This is a genomic window from Rhodopseudomonas sp. WA056, assembly GCF_010906995.1.
GTDB classification, from domain to species: Bacteria; Pseudomonadota; Alphaproteobacteria; order Rhizobiales; family Xanthobacteraceae; genus Rhodopseudomonas; species Rhodopseudomonas palustris_G.
The window spans coordinates 1-14,605 of sequence record NZ_QPFS01000042.1 but is presented as its reverse complement, the minus strand read 5'-3'; the positions used below and the strand labels follow the sequence as shown (position 1 = coordinate 14,605).

The window sequence follows — 14,605 nt, the reverse complement described above, 5'->3', positions numbered from 1 at the left end:
CGATCGAGCCGCCCCGATGATCAATCGTCTTCTGATCAGTCGTCTTCGCCGGCGTAGTCGGCCCAGCAATCCGGGGTCTCATATACCCGCACGCCGCAGAGCTGCGGCAGCTCCGGCTTGGTCCGCTGCCAGATCCAGACCGCGATGTTCTCGGCGGTCGGATTGTCCAGCCCCTCGATCTCGTTGAGGCAGTGGTGGTCCAGCCGCTTCAGCAGCGGTCCGAACGCCGCCTCGATCTCGAAGAAATCCACCACGAAACCGGTCAACGGATCGACCGGGCCGCTGAGCTGCAGTTCGACGCGATAGGAATGCCCATGCATCCGCTTGCAGCGGTGGGTCTCCGGCACGTTGGGTAAATAATGGGCGGCTTCGAAGCGGAACGCTTGGGTGATCTTCATCGGTTTCGGGGGTTGGGGCGGCGGGATGCGGCCGCGAGGTCGGCGGACCCTATAAGAGCGGCTGTCGCATTTGAAGCCGCCTATGCCCCTAAACCGGCGGCTGGGCAAGCCCTGCCGGCCGCAATGCCGCCCCTCCGCGACGACGCCATGCCGCGGCGGAGCCGTCACCGGTCCGCATCGGCCGGCGGAGGCGCCCGTCGATGGGCGCCTCCGTGGCAGTTATGCCTTAGCCTTCTTGGCCTTCTTGGCCGTTTTGGCTTTCTTCACCGTCTTGGCTGTCTTGGCCTTCTTCACGGTCTTCTTGGTCGCCTTCTTCGTCGCTTTCTTGGCGGCTTTCTTCGTCGCCTTCTTCGTGACCTTCTTGGCGGCCTTCTTCACCGTCTTGGCCTTCTTGGCCTTGGCGACGGTCTTCGCCTTCTTGGCTTTCTTCGCCATCTCGTCCTCTTGAGCTGATGGATACTAACGCCACACGAGACGGGACCGGACTCGCCGATCGTGCAACCGCCTCCATTTTGATCCGAACAGATTCGCTGCCTGTTCTAGCGGCTGGCGAAAGTATTTCGTGTTGTTATCCACAATTGTTCGCTTATTTCGCGCAAATCGTCAGCGTTAATGCGAAGTGAACGTCCGTCCTCGCCGCAATGCTGCGGCGCCGTTCACTGATTCAAAACCAACTCGTATTTTTGCGAAGCCTGATCAGATTCCGTTAAAGGCTCTCGGCGCACCCTCGGCTCAACTTTAGGAGTATCCATGAGACGGCGGGACGCAGTCATTGGAAGTTCGATCACTTCCTGCGACCGGAGACACGCATGTTGAGCATGCCGACCCTCTGGCTCGTCTTCCTGATCAACTTCGTCGCGCTGGGTCTGGTCTGGATCCACGTCACGCGAAGTTATCCGAACTTCACGCCGGCGCGCTACATGACGGCGGCCTGTTTCGTACTCGCGACCGGCTCGGTCGTCGGCATGCTGCGGTTAATCATCAACGTCGAATTCTCACTGATTGTCGGCGGCACGCTGGTGGTGTTCGCCTGTTGCCTGTCGGCGATGGGGATGTTCGAATTCTACCGACGGCCAGTGCCGTGGCGGCTCGCGCTCATCGTCACCGGAGCTGCGGCGATCGGACTGAGTTTCTTCGTCTTCGTGGTCGACTCGATGGCGATGCGGATCGTGGTGTATTCCGCGGCCCAGGCTACGCCGATCGTCGCGACCCTTCCGCTGGTGATGTCCCGCACCGGACGCCGCAACCCCGGCGCGCGGATGGCCGCGGTGATCGCCAGCCTGATCCTGAGCGTCTATCTGATCCGCTCGACCGCGGCGCTGATGGGCGTCGGCGGCGAATTGTCGATCGTCCACTTCAACGACTTCCAGGCGAGCCTGGTGCTGGCGCTGGTGTTCCTGTCGATGACCTGGAACTTCGCCTTCGTACTGATGGCGATCGACCGGCTGCGCTCGGAGGTCGAGACTCTGGCGCTGCTCGACGATCTCACCGGTGTGTCCAATCGTCGGCATCTGCTGCAGCGGATGTCGGAGCAGTGCGCGATCTCGATGCAGACCGGCGAGCCGTTCACGGTGTTGGCGATCGACCTCGACGGCTTCAAGGCGATCAATGACGGTCACGGCCACGCAGCCGGCGACGAGTGTCTGCGGCGCTTCTCGCGTGCCGCGCAATCGCGGCTGCGCCCCGGCGACCTGTTGGCGCGCACCGGAGGCGACGAGTTCTGCGTGGTGATGCCGGGCACGACGCTGCGCGAAGGCGCGATGATCGCCCGCCACATCGTCGAGGAGAGCCGCGCGGCGTCGGCGCAGGGCGATGCCGATATCCGGATCGCGGCGTCGATCGGCGTGGCGCAGTGGACCCGGCAGATCGGGATGTATCCGGAGCGCCTGATCGCGGCGGCGGACGCCGCGCTGTACAATGCCAAGAAGCTCGGCAAGGACCGCTACGTGGTGTACGAGCCGGCCCCCGAACCGCTGGCCGACGCTCTCCTCCCCGCGCCGGAGACGCTGCGCAGGATCGCGTGACGCCGAGCCGGCGAGTACCTGGCGACGCCGACGCCCGTCAGGCCAGCAGCGTCGCGTGAATGGTGCCGAAGCCGATTGCGATCGTGAGCACACCGACGGCGACCTGAAGGACGCGGTTGGCAACAGTCAGCGACCGCGCCGAAATCACCAGCGGCACCGCGATCACCGCCGACAGCGCTCCCATCCCGACCATCGAACCGATCCCGAACAGCGCGACGTAGAGCAGCCCCTGTGCCGGGCTCGGCGCCTGTGACACCGCCAGCACCAGCAGCGCCGCCGAACCGGCCATGCCGTGCATCAGCCCGACCAGCAACGTACGCCAGCGGAAACCGTGGACGTGATGATGCGCGGCCGGCCGGTCGTGGATCAGCCGATCGGCGTGGCTGTGGAGATGGACGTGGCGAACGCCGTCGTCGTGCTGATGGACATGAACGTGGACCCGGTCGCGCCACAGCCGCCACAGCAGATGGCCGCCGAGCGCCACCAGCATGAACCCGACCGCCCCTTCGAGCGGCTGTGCGACCTGTTCGGGGATCGAGTGCCCGATCACCAGCGCGACGCCGGCGAACAGAAAAAGCGTGAGCGTGTGGCCGAGCCCCCAGGTCAGCCCGTGCTTGACGATGTCGGCGACGCCGCTGCGACGCGCCGCGATCGTCGACACCGCGGCAATGTGATCGACCTCGAGGGCGTGCTGCATCCCGAGCAGAAACCCCAAACCCAGAATCGCGAACATCGGTCCCCGGCCGTCGCGCCGCCGGCAAATTGCGGCGGCGGCAGAATGGTGTAAGTTTCGTCAACACAACACGGCCGCAGAGCCGGAACAAGGGAGAAACGGAATGATCGCCAAGTCGATTGCGACGGCGATGATGACGGCTGCGCTGCTGTCGTCCTCCGCTGCCCGCGCGCAAGTCTCAGACGACGTCGTCAAGCTCGGCATCCTCACCGACATGAACGGCCCGGCCTCGACGCCGACCGGCCAGGGCTCCGTCACCGCCGCGCAGATGGCGGTGGAGGATTTCGGCGGCACCGTGCTCGGCAAGCCGATTCAGGTGATCGTCGGCGACCATCAGCTCAAGCCGGACATCGGCGCCACGCTGGCGCGGCGCTGGTATGACGTCGAACAGGTCGACCTGATCCTCGACGTGCCGGTCTCCGCGGTCGGCCTCGCGGTGCAGAACATCGCCAATGAAAAGAAGCGGCTGTTCATCACCCAGTCGACCGGCGCGGCGGATTTTCACGGCAAGTTCTGCTCGCCTTACGCGATGCAATGGGTGTTCGACACCCACGCGCTCGCCGTCGGCACCGCACAGGAAGTGGTCAAGCGCGGCGGCGACACCTGGTTCTTCATCACCGACGACTACGCCTTCGGCCAGTCGCTCGAGAAGGACGCCGCCGCGATGGTCACCAAGAGCGGCGGCAAGGTGCTCGGCTCGGTGCGGCCGCCATTCGCGACCTCGGACGTGTCCTCGTTCGTGCTGCAGGCGCAGGCCTCGAAGGCGAAGATCATCGGCATCGCCGCCGGCCCGCCCAACAACGTCAACGAGATCAAGACCGGCGGCGAATTCGGCATCTTCAAGGGCGGCCAGCAGATGGCGGCGCTACTGGCGCTGATCACCGACGTGCATTCGCTTGGTCTGCCAACGGCGCAGGGCCTGTTGCTGACGACGTCATTCTATTGGGACATGGACGACAACACCCGCGCATGGTCCAAGCGCTATTTCGCCAAGATGGACCGGATGCCGACGATGTGGCAGGCCGGCGTGTATTCGGCGACGCTGCACTATCTGCAGGCGATCAAGGATGCCGGCACCGACGACCCGTTGAAGGTGGCGGCGAAGATGCGGGACCAGCCGGTCAACGACTTCTTCGCTCGTGGCGGCAAGCTGCGCGAAGATGGCCTGATGGTCCACGACCTGATGCTGGTGCAGGTCAAAACGCCCGACGAATCGAAATATCCGTGGGACTATTACAAGATCCTCACCAAGATCTCGGGCGAGGACGCATTCGGCCCGCCCGATCCGGCGTGCCCGCTGGTGAAGAAGTAGCGGGCACTGACTTCGAAGGCATCGATATTCTCGACGCCTCTCTCCGTCATTGCGAGCGAAGCGAAGCAATCCAGCCCAGTGCTCGGAGGTGGATTGCTTCGTCGTTTCGCTCCTCGCAATGACGGCCGCGGGCGGCTATGATCTGAAATGCGGTGGCCGCCGCCTGCATTGCCGCGTCTAAAATGATCTCGAAGGAAAGCCCCATGGACTATCGTTCGCTCGGCCGCAGCGGCCTGAAGGTGTCGCCGCTGTGCCTCGGCACCATGATGTTCGGCGGCGCCACCGACGAGCCGACCTCGGCGCGGATCATCGACAAGGCGCGCGACGGCGGGATCAATTTCATCGACACTGCCGACGTGTATTCGACCGGCGGCTCCGAGCAAGTGGTCGGCCGCGCGATCGCGGCGCACCGCGAGCACTGGATCCTGGCCACCAAAGTCGCCAACCCGATGGGCGACGGACCGAACCGCGCCGGACTGTCGCGCCGCCGCGTGATCCAGGCCGCCGACGACAGCCTGAGGCGGCTCGGCACCGACTGGATCGACATCTACTACCTGCACCGCGAGGACCATGCGACGCCGCTCGATGAAACGGTGCGGGCGATCGGCGATCTGATTCGCGCCGGCAAGATCCGCTATTTCGGCGTCTCGAACTATCGCGCCTGGCGGGTCGCCGAGATCTGCAACATCTGCGACCGCCTCGGGATCGACCGCCCGGTGGTCAGCCAGCCCTATTACAATGCGATGAACCGGATGCCGGAGGTCGAGCACATTCCGGCCTGCGGCTTCTACGGCCTCGGCATCGTGCCGTATTCGCCGCTGGCGCGCGGCGTGCTCACCGGCAAATACGCGCCCGACGCGGAGCCTTCCAAGGACAGCCGCGCCGGCCGCGCCGACAAGCGGATGCTGCAGACCGAGTGGCGGCCGGAGTCGCTGAAGCTGGCGCAGCAAATCCGCGCCCATGCCGAAGCCAGGGGTGCCACCGCGGGACAGTTCGCGGTCGGCTGGGTGCTGAACAACGCGCTGGTGACCTCGGTGATCGCCGGCCCGCGCACCGAACAGCAGTGGGACGACTACGTCCGTGCGCTCGACTATAGCTTCACCGCCGAAGACGAGGCGCTGATCGACACCCTGGTGGCGAGCGGCCATCCCTCCACCCCCGGCTACAACGACCCGGCCTATCCGATCGAAGGCCGCCCCGTGCGCCACGCCGGCTGAGCGATTGCCCGGCTGTCGGCCAAAGTTGCGGCCGATCAAGCCCAAACGCTGCGACGGGCCGTAGTCTCGACCCCGACAAGCGGCCGCGCGATCGTCGCTGCCTGCGAACCGCACTAGAAGCCGGGAGACCGCCCATGACCAGCCCCCATTTCCATGCCGTGATCTGGATCGACCACCGCGAAGCGCGGGTTTTTCACTTCAACCCGTCCGAGGCCGACAAGCTGGTGGTGCACGCCGACAATCCGAACCGCCACATCCACCATCACCGCGCGGTCGGCTCGGGTCACGAGGCGGTGGACGAGCATTTCCTCCATGCCACCATGGAGGCGATCGCCGATGCAGGCATCGTGCTGATCGTCGGCCCGGCCCAGACCAAGCACGCGCTGGAAAAATACATCGCAGATCACAACCCCGCCCTGAAGGCGAAGATCGCTGCGGTCGAGACCGCCGATCACCCCAGCGACGGCCAGATCGTCGCCTACGCCCGCAAGTACTTCAAGGCCGAGGACCGCACCACGCCGCAGACGCGGTAACGCACCTTCTCGTCGGCAATGGCGCGGCCGGAGTTCATCGCTGGCTGCGAGGCCGCCCTCCACCGCCTGTCGTAAATTCCGCGCGAAGCAAATTATCACCTCCTTCGCGCATACCGGCAGCGGCGCTGTGCCATTGCCGATCGTATTGGCGCGCAACACGTCCCATGCGCGTGATCGATTCACACGATCGGCATTGCGCCCTCGGCCCGCACATGCCTAGTATCGCCGCCGTGACGATCGAAAAGATCGCGCCAAGAAAATGGGATGGAAACAGATGAAACTTTTCGGACTTGCGGCCGTCATCGCGGCGACGTCTTTGCTCGCCCCCGGCGTTGCGTTCGCACAGAAATCCTACGGTCCGGGCGCCAGCGACACCGAAATCAAGGTCGGGAATTTCGTGCCCTACAGCGGCCCGGCGTCGGCCTACGGCATCGTCGGTCAGGTCCAGAGCGCCTACGTCAAGATGCTGAACGAGAAAGGCGGCATCAACGGCCGCAAGATCAATTTCATTTCGTATGACGACGCCTACTCGCCGCCGAAGGCGGTGGAACAGACCCGCAAGCTGGTCGAGGGCGACGAAGTACTGTTTCTGTACCACACCCTCGGTACGCCTTCGAACACTGCCGTCATGAAGTACCTGAACCAGAAGAAGGTGCCGCAGTTGATGCTGTCGAGCGGCGGCACGCGGTTCGGCGACGATCCGAAGACCTATCCGTGGACGATGCCGTTCAATCCGCCGTATCAGGCGGAGGGACGAATCTATGCGAAGTGGATCATGGCGACCCACCCCAACGCCAAGATCGCAGTGCTGGTGGCGAACGACGACTACGGCAAGGACATCTACAAGGGCGTCAAGGACGGGTTCGGCGCCAAGGCCTCGATGATCATCTCGGAGGCGACCTACGACATCACCGATCCGACCATCGATTCACAAATGGCCAAGCTCAAGGCTTCGGGCGCCGATCTCTTCCTCAATCTCTCCACGCCGAAATTCGCCGCGCTGGCGATCCGCAAGATGGGCGAACTCGGCTGGAAGCCGATTCACGTCCTGAACAACGTGTCGTCGTCGGTCGGCGCGGTGATCAAGCCGGCCGGGATGGAATATGCGCAGGATGCGATCACCGCGAGCTACGTCAAGGATCCGACCGATCCGACCTGGAAGGACGATCCGGGCGTGAAGGAGTGGGACGCCTTCCTGCAGAAGTACATGCCGGGCTCGGATCGCTCCAACGGCCTGTTGCTGTATTCCTACGGCGCGGCGCAGACGCTGGAACACATTCTGAAGCAGGCCGGCGATAATCTGACCCGCGAGAACATCATGAAGGTCGCCACCAGCCTGAAGGGCTACGCGCCGGCCTCGCTGCTCCCGGGCATCACCATGAACACCTCGCCGACCGATCACTTTCCGATCGAGCAGATGCAACTGATGCGCTTCAAGGGCGATCGCTGGGAGATGTTCGGCGAAGTGCTTGAGGCGAGGGTTACGAACTAACCACCAACGCTAGAAGTGACGACGGATTCGCGGGGCCAGCCCCGCGCATCCTTTTATTTGAACGATTGGCGCTGCCCCACCACCAGCTGTCATCCCCCGCGAATGCGGGGGATCTAGTATTCCAGAGCGGCTCTGGCGACGCCCTGCGCGACCAGCCAATACTCTGCAATACTGGGTCGCCCGGACGAGCCGGGCGATGACGGCGGAGTGTGACGCGGGCGACGTGCCATGCCTCGTCTAAAGCAGCGTCTTCTTTGCCCTACCCCGCAATCCTGCCATCCACCACCCGCACGATGCGGTCGCACCTTGCGGCCAGATCGTCGTTGTGGGTGACGAGCAGAAACGTGGTGCCGCGTTCGCGGTTGATCTCGCGCATCAGTTCGAACACGTCGTCGGCGGATTTGGTGTCGAGGTTGCCGGTCGGCTCGTCGGCGAGCACCAGATCGGGGTCCATCGCCAGCGCGCGGGCGACCGCGACGCGCTGCTGCTGGCCGCCGGACATGTTGGAAGCGCTGTTGTTGCGCCATTTGGACAGGCCGACGCGGTCGAGCAGTTCGTCGGCGCGCTGCTCCATCGCCGTATCGGGGCGGCCGCGATCGACCAGCATCGGCATCATCACGTTCTCGCGCGCAGTGAACGCCGAGATCAGATAGTGATACTGGAACACGAAGCCGATGGCGTGGCCGCGCAGATGCGTCAGTGCCGAGTCGCCGAGCTGCCCGGTGTCCTCGCCGTTGATCAGCAAGCGGCCGCCGGTCGGGCGGTCGAGCAGGCCGATGATGTTGAGCAGCGTCGACTTGCCCGAGCCGGAAGGCCCCATCAGCGCCAGGAAGTCGCCGCGCCGCATCGTCAGGTCGATGCCGTGCAGCACCTCGGTCTCGACCGGCGTGCCGACATTGTAGGATTTGCGGATTCCATCGAGCTCGAGAACGTCAGCCACGGATCGCCACCACCGGATCGAGCCGTGCGGCGCGCAGCGCCGGAGCGATCGCCGCAGCGACGCCGGTCGCAGTGGCCAGCACCGCCGCCCAGCCGAACAGATCTGGTTCGAGGATCAGCGGAAACAGTTCGCTGCCGTCGACTTGGCGCGCGCTGCGATGCCAGGTGAACAGCGCCAGCGCGCCGAGCGCGGAGCCGAGCACCGAACCGACGAAAGCGAGCAGCCCGCCCTGGATCAGGAACACCCGCAGGATCTGGCCGCGCCGCGTGCCCATCGCGCGCAGGATCCCGATGTCCTTGGAGCGCTGGATCACCGTCACGATCAGCACCGCCGCGATGCCGAACGCCACCGACAGGCCGACGAACAGCCGGATCAGCGTGTTGGAGTTCTGCTGCGCCTGCACCGCGGTGAAGAACTGCGCGTTGGTCTTGATCCAGCTATCCGCCTTCACCCGCAGCATCGCCTGGATCTCCTGCGCGATGGTCTCGGCGGTGTAGATGTCCGCCACCGTCAGGTCGATGGAAGTGACGCCGCCGATCAGCCCGAGCATGCTCTGGGCGTTGCGCAAGGTGACGAAGGTGTTGCGCTGGTTGGCGGCCTTGTTGCCGAAATCGAAGATGCCCTTGATGGTGAGGATGCGGTTGCCAGCGAGCGGCGTCGACACGATGATCTTGTCGCCCAGCGAAGCGCCGAGATCGCGCGCCAACTCGATGCCGATCAGGATGCCCTCGGTGGTGACCTGCGCGTCGCCGGCGACGATGAAGTCCGGCACCCTGACGATCTTGAAATAGATCTCCGGTTCGATGCCGTACAGCGTGACAGCGCGGCTGGTGTCGCCGCGCAGCGCCAGCGCCGAGCCCGACGCGGTGGCGGCGGCGTAGACGACGTCCGGCCGCGCCTGCATCTCGGCCCGGATCTTCGGCCATTGGTCGATCGAGATCATCCGCTGGGTCGGGCGCTGCACCACCGCGGCTTCGACCGTGCCGGGCTCATCGCGCAGCGGCCGCGCCACCTGATCCGGCGGCAGCAACTGGATCTGCGGCACCGAGGTCAGCACCCGCTTGATGAAATTGGCCTGCAGCCCGGCCAGCATCGCCGACATGAACACGATGACGCCGACGCCGATCGCGATGCCGCCGACGATCACCAGCGTCTGCACCGCGCCGTCGAGCAGAAACCGCACCGCGGCGATCCACTCGAACGGCAGCCAGCGCTTCATCGCAGCACCGCGCGGATGCGTTGATCCGGCTTGACGCCGGTGGCGAGCGGAATCACCCGGTCGCCCGGAGCAAGACCGTCGATCACTTCGTAGAAGCCGACGCCGCGCAGGCCGAGCTTGACCGGCTGGCGCACCGCGCGGCCGCCGCTCGCCTTCAGCACGTAGGGCGCCGCGGCGGCGTCGTTCACCGCGCGCGCCGGCACGATCACCACGTCGTCGCGCCGCGCGGTGGCGATGTCGACCGAGACCGTCATGTCCTGGCGCAGATAGTCCGGCGGATCGTCGACCTTGAGCTTGATCTCGACCGAGGCGCGATTGATGTCGACCGACGGGTTGATGTAGCTCAGCGTCGCATCGAACCGCTTGTCCGGATAGGCGTCGGCGGACGCCAGCGCGTGCTGGCCGAGCGCGAGCTGGCCGAGATTCTTCTCGTCGATCTGCACCACGATCTGGATGTCGCCCGCCGGCGCCAGCACCAGCAGCGCCTTGCCCGGCTGCACCACCGTGCCGCGCTCGACCGCACGGGTGATCAGCACGCCGTCGCGCGGCGCCACGATGGTGGCGTAGCCGAGCCGCGCCTGCGCGGTGTTGAGATTGGCGAGCGCCTGGCTGAGCTGGGTCTCGGCCATCACGAAATCGCTGCCGCCGGGGCTGGAGGTGAACACCTGCAGCTCGGCGGTGCGCACCTGGGTGCGGGCGACGTCGAGATTCTTGGTGGCGTCGTCGAGCGTCGCCTTGGTGCCGTAGCCGGAGGCTGCCAGCTTGGAGGCGCGCTCGTAGATCGCCTCGGCGTTGAGCAGGTTGGCCTGCGCCTGCTTCAGCGACTCGTCGGCGGCCGGCTTGGTCAACTCGCGAAGCTGGCGCACCCGCGCCTGGGCCTGCGCCACCGCGCCTTCGGCCTGCACCACCCAGGCCCGCAATTCCGACGCCTCGATCGCGACGAGCTGCTGGCCCTGGTGCACCTGCTGGCCTTCTTTCACCAGCACGTCCTTGACGGTGCCGGTGATCTGGCTGGCGATTTCGACGCGATAGGGAGTTTCGATGTGGCCGCTGGCCACCACGGTCTGGACCAGATTGCCGCGCTGCACCTGCACCGCGACCACTTCCGGCCCGAGCAGCAGCCGGCCGAGGCCGAGCCCAGCTACGATCAGGACCACGGCAAAACCGAGCACCGACCATTTGTGACGCCGCAATGCGCCGGCCCAGCGGGCAGCCAGATGCGGCCGCGGCGCGTCGATCTGCTCGGTTTTCTGCAACATCATGATCCGCGGTCGATCACCCTGCCGAGACCTAGCCTCCGAACCCGGGAGGACCATTGCGAAAGATCAATTGCGGCATCACGCCCGCGTGCTCAACTTCGCAGATTGCCGCGGAGTCGTCCGCGGCCGATCGCCTGTGGCCGAAGGATGCGATGACGACTCTGATCTTGCTGGCGCTGAGCGTCGTCGCGCTGTTCACGGCGGCGGGCTGGGTGTCGTGCTGGCTGGCACGCCGGCTGGAGGCGCGCTATCCGCCCCGCGGCGTGTTCATCAACGCCAACGGCGTGCGGATGCACGCGCTCGATCTCGCCCCGGCCCGCCCGGCTGCTGCGGCCCGGCCGACGGTGCTGCTGCTGCACGGCGCCAATCTGTGTTGCGAAGACATGCGGATGTCGCTCGGCGAACGGCTGGCGCAGCGGCTGCGGGTGATCATCCCGGACCGTCCCGGCCAGGGCTACAGCGTCACCGGCACCGGACCGGTCGCCTCGCCGGCCTATCAGGTGACCCTGATCCGCGAGGTGCTGCGCGATCGCAACGCCGGACCGCTGATCGTGGTCGGGCATTCGTTCGGCGGGCTGATCGCGCTGCGCTACGCGCTCGACAACCCCGATACCGTCGCCGGCCTCGTGCTGATCAATCCGACCACGCATCCGCGGCCGCAGGGGCTGCCGCTGTTCCAGCGCGCCGCCGAAGTGCTGATGAAGCCGCTGGTGACCTATACGCTGCTGCCGCCGCTGTCGCTGGCGATGATGAAGCGAATCTCGGCGCGGATCTTCCGGCCCGAGACGCCGCCCGCCGACTATGCCGAGCGCAGCCGGCTGGCGCTGGCGCTGACCGCCAAGCGGTTCGCCGCCAGCCTCGAGGAATATGCCGGGCTGCGCGATCAGCTCATCGACCACGTCCCGCGCTACGCCGCCATCCAGGTGCCGACCGTGATCGTGGCCGGTACCGCCGATCCGGTGGTGCCGCCGCAGGTCCATGCCGAGGCGCTGGCGCAGGCGGTACCGCAGGCGCGGCTGCTGCGGCTGAACGGCGCCGGCCACATGGCGCATCACGCCCACGCCGACACCATCGCGGCCGAAATCGAGCGACTGGCCGACGCCGTGGCGGGGCGGACCGCTCCGGCCCGGGCCGAGGCCGCCGAGCGGAGCTGACCCGGCGAGGATCGGATCCGCCATGAAACTCCCGCGGGCCGGCTGCGTTCCTGTTCGGGAACGAACCGGAGTCCGCCATGACCGCCGCAAGACTGATCTGTGCCGTGACCATCGTGTCGATCGCGAGCGCCGCACCGGCGCTGGCCGGCGCCAAGCATCGCCTCCATCATCACCATCCCCACCATGGCTACGCCGCACCCGCCGATCACCCGTTTCTGCACCCGGACTTTCGCTTCCGTTTGCCGTCACGCGCGGCCTACAGCCACAATTTCGGCCCGCCGGTGTGGCCGGATCGGACCTACGCGACCTATGACGGACCGCTATCGGCGCTGTGCGGCCAAGGCGCCGCCGCCTATCGCGGCCAGGACGGCCGCCGCTACCCCTGCAACTGATCGCACAGCCGAACCGCCAGGCTCGGTTGCAACGGCCGCCGAACGGCGGCACACTTCCGCGCCGGCCGCCGGCCGCCACGCGTTTCACGGAACCGACCAATGACTGACACCACCGCCGAAGACGTTCGCAAAATCGCCACCGCGCTCCTCAAGACGGCCATCGAGATCGTCTCCGAAGAGGACGGCGGCGCGCACAATCAGTGCAAATTGTGCGGTGCGTCCGTGCCGTGGCTGCAGACCGGCGACGAAATCCAGCATGCCCCGGATTGCCCGGTGGTGATCGCCCGCAATGTGCTGTCGGCGCGGCCTAAACTGCATGCGGTCTGAGCCTCGCGCCGGCGGCGCCGAAGCCGCCGCGGCCAAGGCCGCGTCCGAGATCGCGGTCTGCCTGGCACCGGCGGAATTCATCGACAGCGACCACCCCGAGGTGATCGCCCGCGCCACGCAGGCGACGCGCGGCGCCGAAACGCTCGCCGACAAGCTTCGCGCGCTGTACCTGACGGTGCGCGACGACGTCCGCTACGATCCGTATGTCGACTTTTCCAGCCCGGAGATTTTCCGCGCCTCCAGCGTGCTGCGCGCCGAGCGCGGCTATTGCGTCGGCAAGGCTTCGGCATTCGCCGCGCTGGCGCGCGCCTCCGGGATTCCGGCGCGGGTGTGCTTCGCCGACGTGCGCAATCACCTCGCCACCGAGAACCTGACCCGAACGATGGGCACAGATCTTTTCGCCTGGCACGGCTACGCCGAATGCTTCACCGGGCCGCGCTGGGTCAAGGCGTCGCCGACCTTCAACCGCACGCTGTGCGACAAGCTCGGCGTCGCGCCGCTCGACTTCGACGGCTCCTCGGATGCGGTGATGCAGGCGTTCGACAACAACGACGCGCGGTTCATGGAATATGTCCGCGAGCACGGCGCGTATTTCGACGTGCCGGTGAAATTCGTCCAGGCCGAGATGAAGCGGCAGTACCCCCATCTGGCGCAGCAGGGCAGTCTGCGCGGCTCGATGGAAGACGAAGCTGCGCTGGATGCCGCCGCACGCGCGGCTCGACGCTGAGTTTTTGCACACCCGAAGGCGGCCGCGAACGCTACACCGGCGATTGCCGTCTTTCGCGTTGTTGCTGCGTCGTCGCGTCCTCGACCAGTTCCTGGACCGCAGCGGTGCCATGGTCGAACAGCGAGAAGAACTGCCGGTCGTCGCGCAGCATGTGGCCGACGATCAGCGCATTCACCAGGAATTCGCGTAGTTCTCCGAGGGATTGGCCGCCGGCCGACATCGCGTCGCAAACCTGTCTGGCGCGGGCCAGGAGATGATCGTGCTCCATGCGGTGTCGCGCGCGCTCGTCGTAGTCGATCGCTTCGAGCACGGACTCCTCATAGGCGAAATGCTCGGCCACACGGGCGATCAGCAGCTCGACGACCTCGGCCAGCCTGGCGGGCTCCAGCGTCGCGATCTCGGCGCTGAGCACGACATTGGCGAGATCGAACAGCTCGCGGTGCTGCCGATCGATCGTCGGTTCGCCGCAGGCATAGCTGTCGTGCCACAGAAGGCCGGGCTGGGCGGCGGCCGGCTGCCGCCCCGTGCCCTCGGCCGTGCACAACGACCGACTGCGGCTGGCCTGTTTGGCGGCGTACATCCAGTGATCGGCGCGTTCGACGAAATCCTCCACCGTTTCGCCGCGCCTGAACTCCGCCGAGCCGATCGAGATCAGCAGCCGCCCCAGGCTTTCGTGGGTCGACCGGCGGTGCAGTTCGCGAGCGGCGATCGCCGCCCGGATCTTCTCGCCGAGCAGCAGCGCGTCGCGCAGCCCGGTGCCGGGCAGCACGATGGCGAACTCGTCGCCGCCGTAGCGACAGACGACGTCGTCGCGGCGGCAGGTGTGCTTGATCGTCGCCGCCGCCAGCCGCAAGACGTCGTCGCCGACGACGTGACCG

At 66.2% G+C, this 14,605-nt stretch carries 16 protein-coding genes; 9 read left to right on the top strand and 7 right to left on the bottom strand.

What is annotated here, in order from left to right; all coding sequences use genetic code 11:
* Window positions 1–35: 35 nt before the first annotated feature.
* Complete coding sequence (queD, locus tag DU475_RS10730) at window positions 36–398, bottom strand: 6-carboxytetrahydropterin synthase QueD (protein WP_047307326.1); 363 nt, start codon at window positions 396–398, stop codon at window positions 36–38.
* Window positions 399–617: 219 nt separating this feature from the next.
* Window positions 618–833, bottom strand: a complete 216-nt coding sequence (locus tag DU475_RS10725) for a hypothetical protein (RefSeq protein WP_047307325.1) — start codon at window positions 831–833, stop codon at window positions 618–620.
* Window positions 834–1,207: 374 nt separating this feature from the next.
* On the opposite strand from DU475_RS10725, the gene DU475_RS10720 reads away from it, so the two are divergent.
* Window positions 1,208–2,422, top strand: a complete 1,215-nt coding sequence (locus DU475_RS10720) for a GGDEF domain-containing protein (RefSeq protein WP_047307324.1) — start codon at window positions 1,208–1,210, stop codon at window positions 2,420–2,422.
* A 37-nt stretch (window positions 2,423–2,459) separates the two neighbouring features.
* Here DU475_RS10720 and DU475_RS10715 read toward each other — a convergent pair whose 3' ends face one another.
* On the bottom strand, window positions 2,460–3,155 hold the full coding sequence (locus DU475_RS10715) for an urease accessory protein UreH domain-containing protein (protein ID WP_047307323.1): 696 nt from the start codon (window positions 3,153–3,155) through the stop codon (window positions 2,460–2,462).
* Window positions 3,156–3,258: 103 nt separating this feature from the next.
* Here DU475_RS10715 and DU475_RS10710 point away from each other — a divergent pair, with 103 nt between their 5' ends.
* The 4 genes from DU475_RS10710 to DU475_RS10690 all read left to right on the top strand — a co-directional run bounded on the left by DU475_RS10710 (window position 3,259) and on the right by DU475_RS10690 (window position 7,709).
* On the top strand, window positions 3,259–4,467 hold the full coding sequence (locus tag DU475_RS10710) for an ABC transporter substrate-binding protein (protein ID WP_047307322.1): 1,209 nt from the start codon (window positions 3,259–3,261) through the stop codon (window positions 4,465–4,467).
* A 203-nt stretch (window positions 4,468–4,670) separates the two neighbouring features.
* Window positions 4,671–5,684: an aldo/keto reductase gene (locus DU475_RS10700; protein ID WP_164632135.1), complete on the top strand. Its 1,014-nt coding sequence runs from the start codon at window positions 4,671–4,673 to the stop codon at window positions 5,682–5,684.
* A gap of 134 nt (window positions 5,685–5,818) precedes the next feature.
* Window positions 5,819–6,217 carry a hypothetical protein gene (locus tag DU475_RS10695; RefSeq protein WP_047307320.1) on the top strand — a complete coding sequence of 133 codons (399 nt, stop codon included), beginning with the start codon at window positions 5,819–5,821 and terminating at the stop codon, window positions 6,215–6,217.
* Between the two features lie 274 nt (window positions 6,218–6,491).
* On the top strand, window positions 6,492–7,709 hold the full coding sequence (locus DU475_RS10690) for an ABC transporter substrate-binding protein (RefSeq protein WP_047307319.1): 1,218 nt from the start codon (window positions 6,492–6,494) through the stop codon (window positions 7,707–7,709).
* Window positions 7,710–7,968: 259 nt separating this feature from the next.
* On the opposite strand, the gene DU475_RS10685 is transcribed toward DU475_RS10690, so the two are convergent.
* Genes DU475_RS10685 through DU475_RS10675 form a run of 3 tightly spaced genes read right to left on the bottom strand, consistent with a single transcriptional unit; the run spans window position 7,969 to window position 11,127 of the window.
* Window positions 7,969–8,649, bottom strand: coding sequence for an ABC transporter ATP-binding protein (locus DU475_RS10685; protein ID WP_047309832.1), 681 nt, complete (start codon window positions 8,647–8,649; stop codon window positions 7,969–7,971).
* On the bottom strand, window positions 8,642–9,868 hold the full coding sequence (locus tag DU475_RS10680; RefSeq protein WP_164632133.1) for an ABC transporter permease: 1,227 nt from the start codon (window positions 9,866–9,868) through the stop codon (window positions 8,642–8,644). Before DU475_RS10680 ends, DU475_RS10685 begins: the two co-directional genes overlap by 8 nt.
* Entirely contained in the window at window positions 9,865–11,127 is a 1,263-nt protein-coding gene (locus tag DU475_RS10675) for an efflux RND transporter periplasmic adaptor subunit (protein ID WP_164632152.1), read from the bottom strand. Before DU475_RS10675 ends, DU475_RS10680 begins: the two co-directional genes overlap by 4 nt.
* A 152-nt stretch (window positions 11,128–11,279) precedes the next feature.
* On the opposite strand from DU475_RS10675, the gene DU475_RS10670 reads away from it, so the two are divergent.
* From DU475_RS10670 to DU475_RS10655, 4 genes are all read left to right on the top strand, one after another.
* Window positions 11,280–12,281 carry an alpha/beta fold hydrolase gene (locus DU475_RS10670; RefSeq protein ID WP_164632131.1) on the top strand — a complete coding sequence of 334 codons (1,002 nt, stop codon included), beginning with the start codon at window positions 11,280–11,282 and terminating at the stop codon, window positions 12,279–12,281.
* Window positions 12,282–12,358: 77 nt separating this feature from the next.
* Window positions 12,359–12,673 (top strand): hypothetical protein, encoded by a 315-nt coding sequence (locus DU475_RS10665; RefSeq protein ID WP_164632130.1) that lies wholly within the window; start codon window positions 12,359–12,361, stop codon window positions 12,671–12,673.
* 99 nt (window positions 12,674–12,772) lie between these two features.
* Window positions 12,773–13,000 (top strand): DUF3222 family protein, encoded by a 228-nt coding sequence (locus tag DU475_RS10660; RefSeq protein WP_013503546.1) that lies wholly within the window; start codon window positions 12,773–12,775, stop codon window positions 12,998–13,000.
* A complete protein-coding gene (locus DU475_RS10655) occupies window positions 12,990–13,727 on the top strand; it encodes a transglutaminase-like domain-containing protein (RefSeq protein ID WP_013503547.1) in 738 nt (245 codons plus the stop codon). The genes DU475_RS10660 and DU475_RS10655 overlap by 11 nt, the downstream gene beginning before the upstream one ends.
* A gap of 31 nt (window positions 13,728–13,758) precedes the next feature.
* On the opposite strand, the gene DU475_RS10650 is transcribed toward DU475_RS10655, so the two are convergent.
* Window positions 13,759–14,605: hemerythrin domain-containing protein (locus DU475_RS10650; protein WP_164632129.1), on the bottom strand; the 847-nt coding region annotated here is incomplete at its 5' end.

Bases quoted from the DNA above. Each gene is read 5' to 3' on its own strand.
- DU475_RS10695 (WP_047307320.1), top strand. From the start codon at position 5,819: ATGACCAGCCCCCATTTCCATGCCGTGATCTGGATCGACCACCGCGAA.
- DU475_RS10725 (WP_047307325.1), bottom strand. From the start codon at position 833: ATGGCGAAGAAAGCCAAGAAGGCGAAGACCGTCGCCAAGGCCAAGAAG.
- DU475_RS10660 (WP_013503546.1), top strand. From the start codon at position 12,773: ATGACTGACACCACCGCCGAAGACGTTCGCAAAATCGCCACCGCGCTC.
- DU475_RS10700 (WP_164632135.1), top strand. From the start codon at position 4,671: ATGGACTATCGTTCGCTCGGCCGCAGCGGCCTGAAGGTGTCGCCGCTG.
- DU475_RS10665 (WP_164632130.1), top strand. From the start codon at position 12,359: ATGACCGCCGCAAGACTGATCTGTGCCGTGACCATCGTGTCGATCGCG.
- DU475_RS10715 (WP_047307323.1), bottom strand. From the start codon at position 3,155: ATGTTCGCGATTCTGGGTTTGGGGTTTCTGCTCGGGATGCAGCACGCC.
- DU475_RS10675 (WP_164632152.1), bottom strand. From the start codon at position 11,127: ATGTTGCAGAAAACCGAGCAGATCGACGCGCCGCGGCCGCATCTGGCT.
- DU475_RS10670 (WP_164632131.1), top strand. From the start codon at position 11,280: ATGACGACTCTGATCTTGCTGGCGCTGAGCGTCGTCGCGCTGTTCACG.
- DU475_RS10710 (WP_047307322.1), top strand. From the start codon at position 3,259: ATGATCGCCAAGTCGATTGCGACGGCGATGATGACGGCTGCGCTGCTG.
- DU475_RS10680 (WP_164632133.1), bottom strand. From the start codon at position 9,868: ATGAAGCGCTGGCTGCCGTTCGAGTGGATCGCCGCGGTGCGGTTTCTG.
- DU475_RS10690 (WP_047307319.1), top strand. From the start codon at position 6,492: ATGAAACTTTTCGGACTTGCGGCCGTCATCGCGGCGACGTCTTTGCTC.
- queD (WP_047307326.1), bottom strand. From the start codon at position 398: ATGAAGATCACCCAAGCGTTCCGCTTCGAAGCCGCCCATTATTTACCC.
- DU475_RS10720 (WP_047307324.1), top strand. From the start codon at position 1,208: ATGTTGAGCATGCCGACCCTCTGGCTCGTCTTCCTGATCAACTTCGTC.
- DU475_RS10655 (WP_013503547.1), top strand. From the start codon at position 12,990: ATGCGGTCTGAGCCTCGCGCCGGCGGCGCCGAAGCCGCCGCGGCCAAG.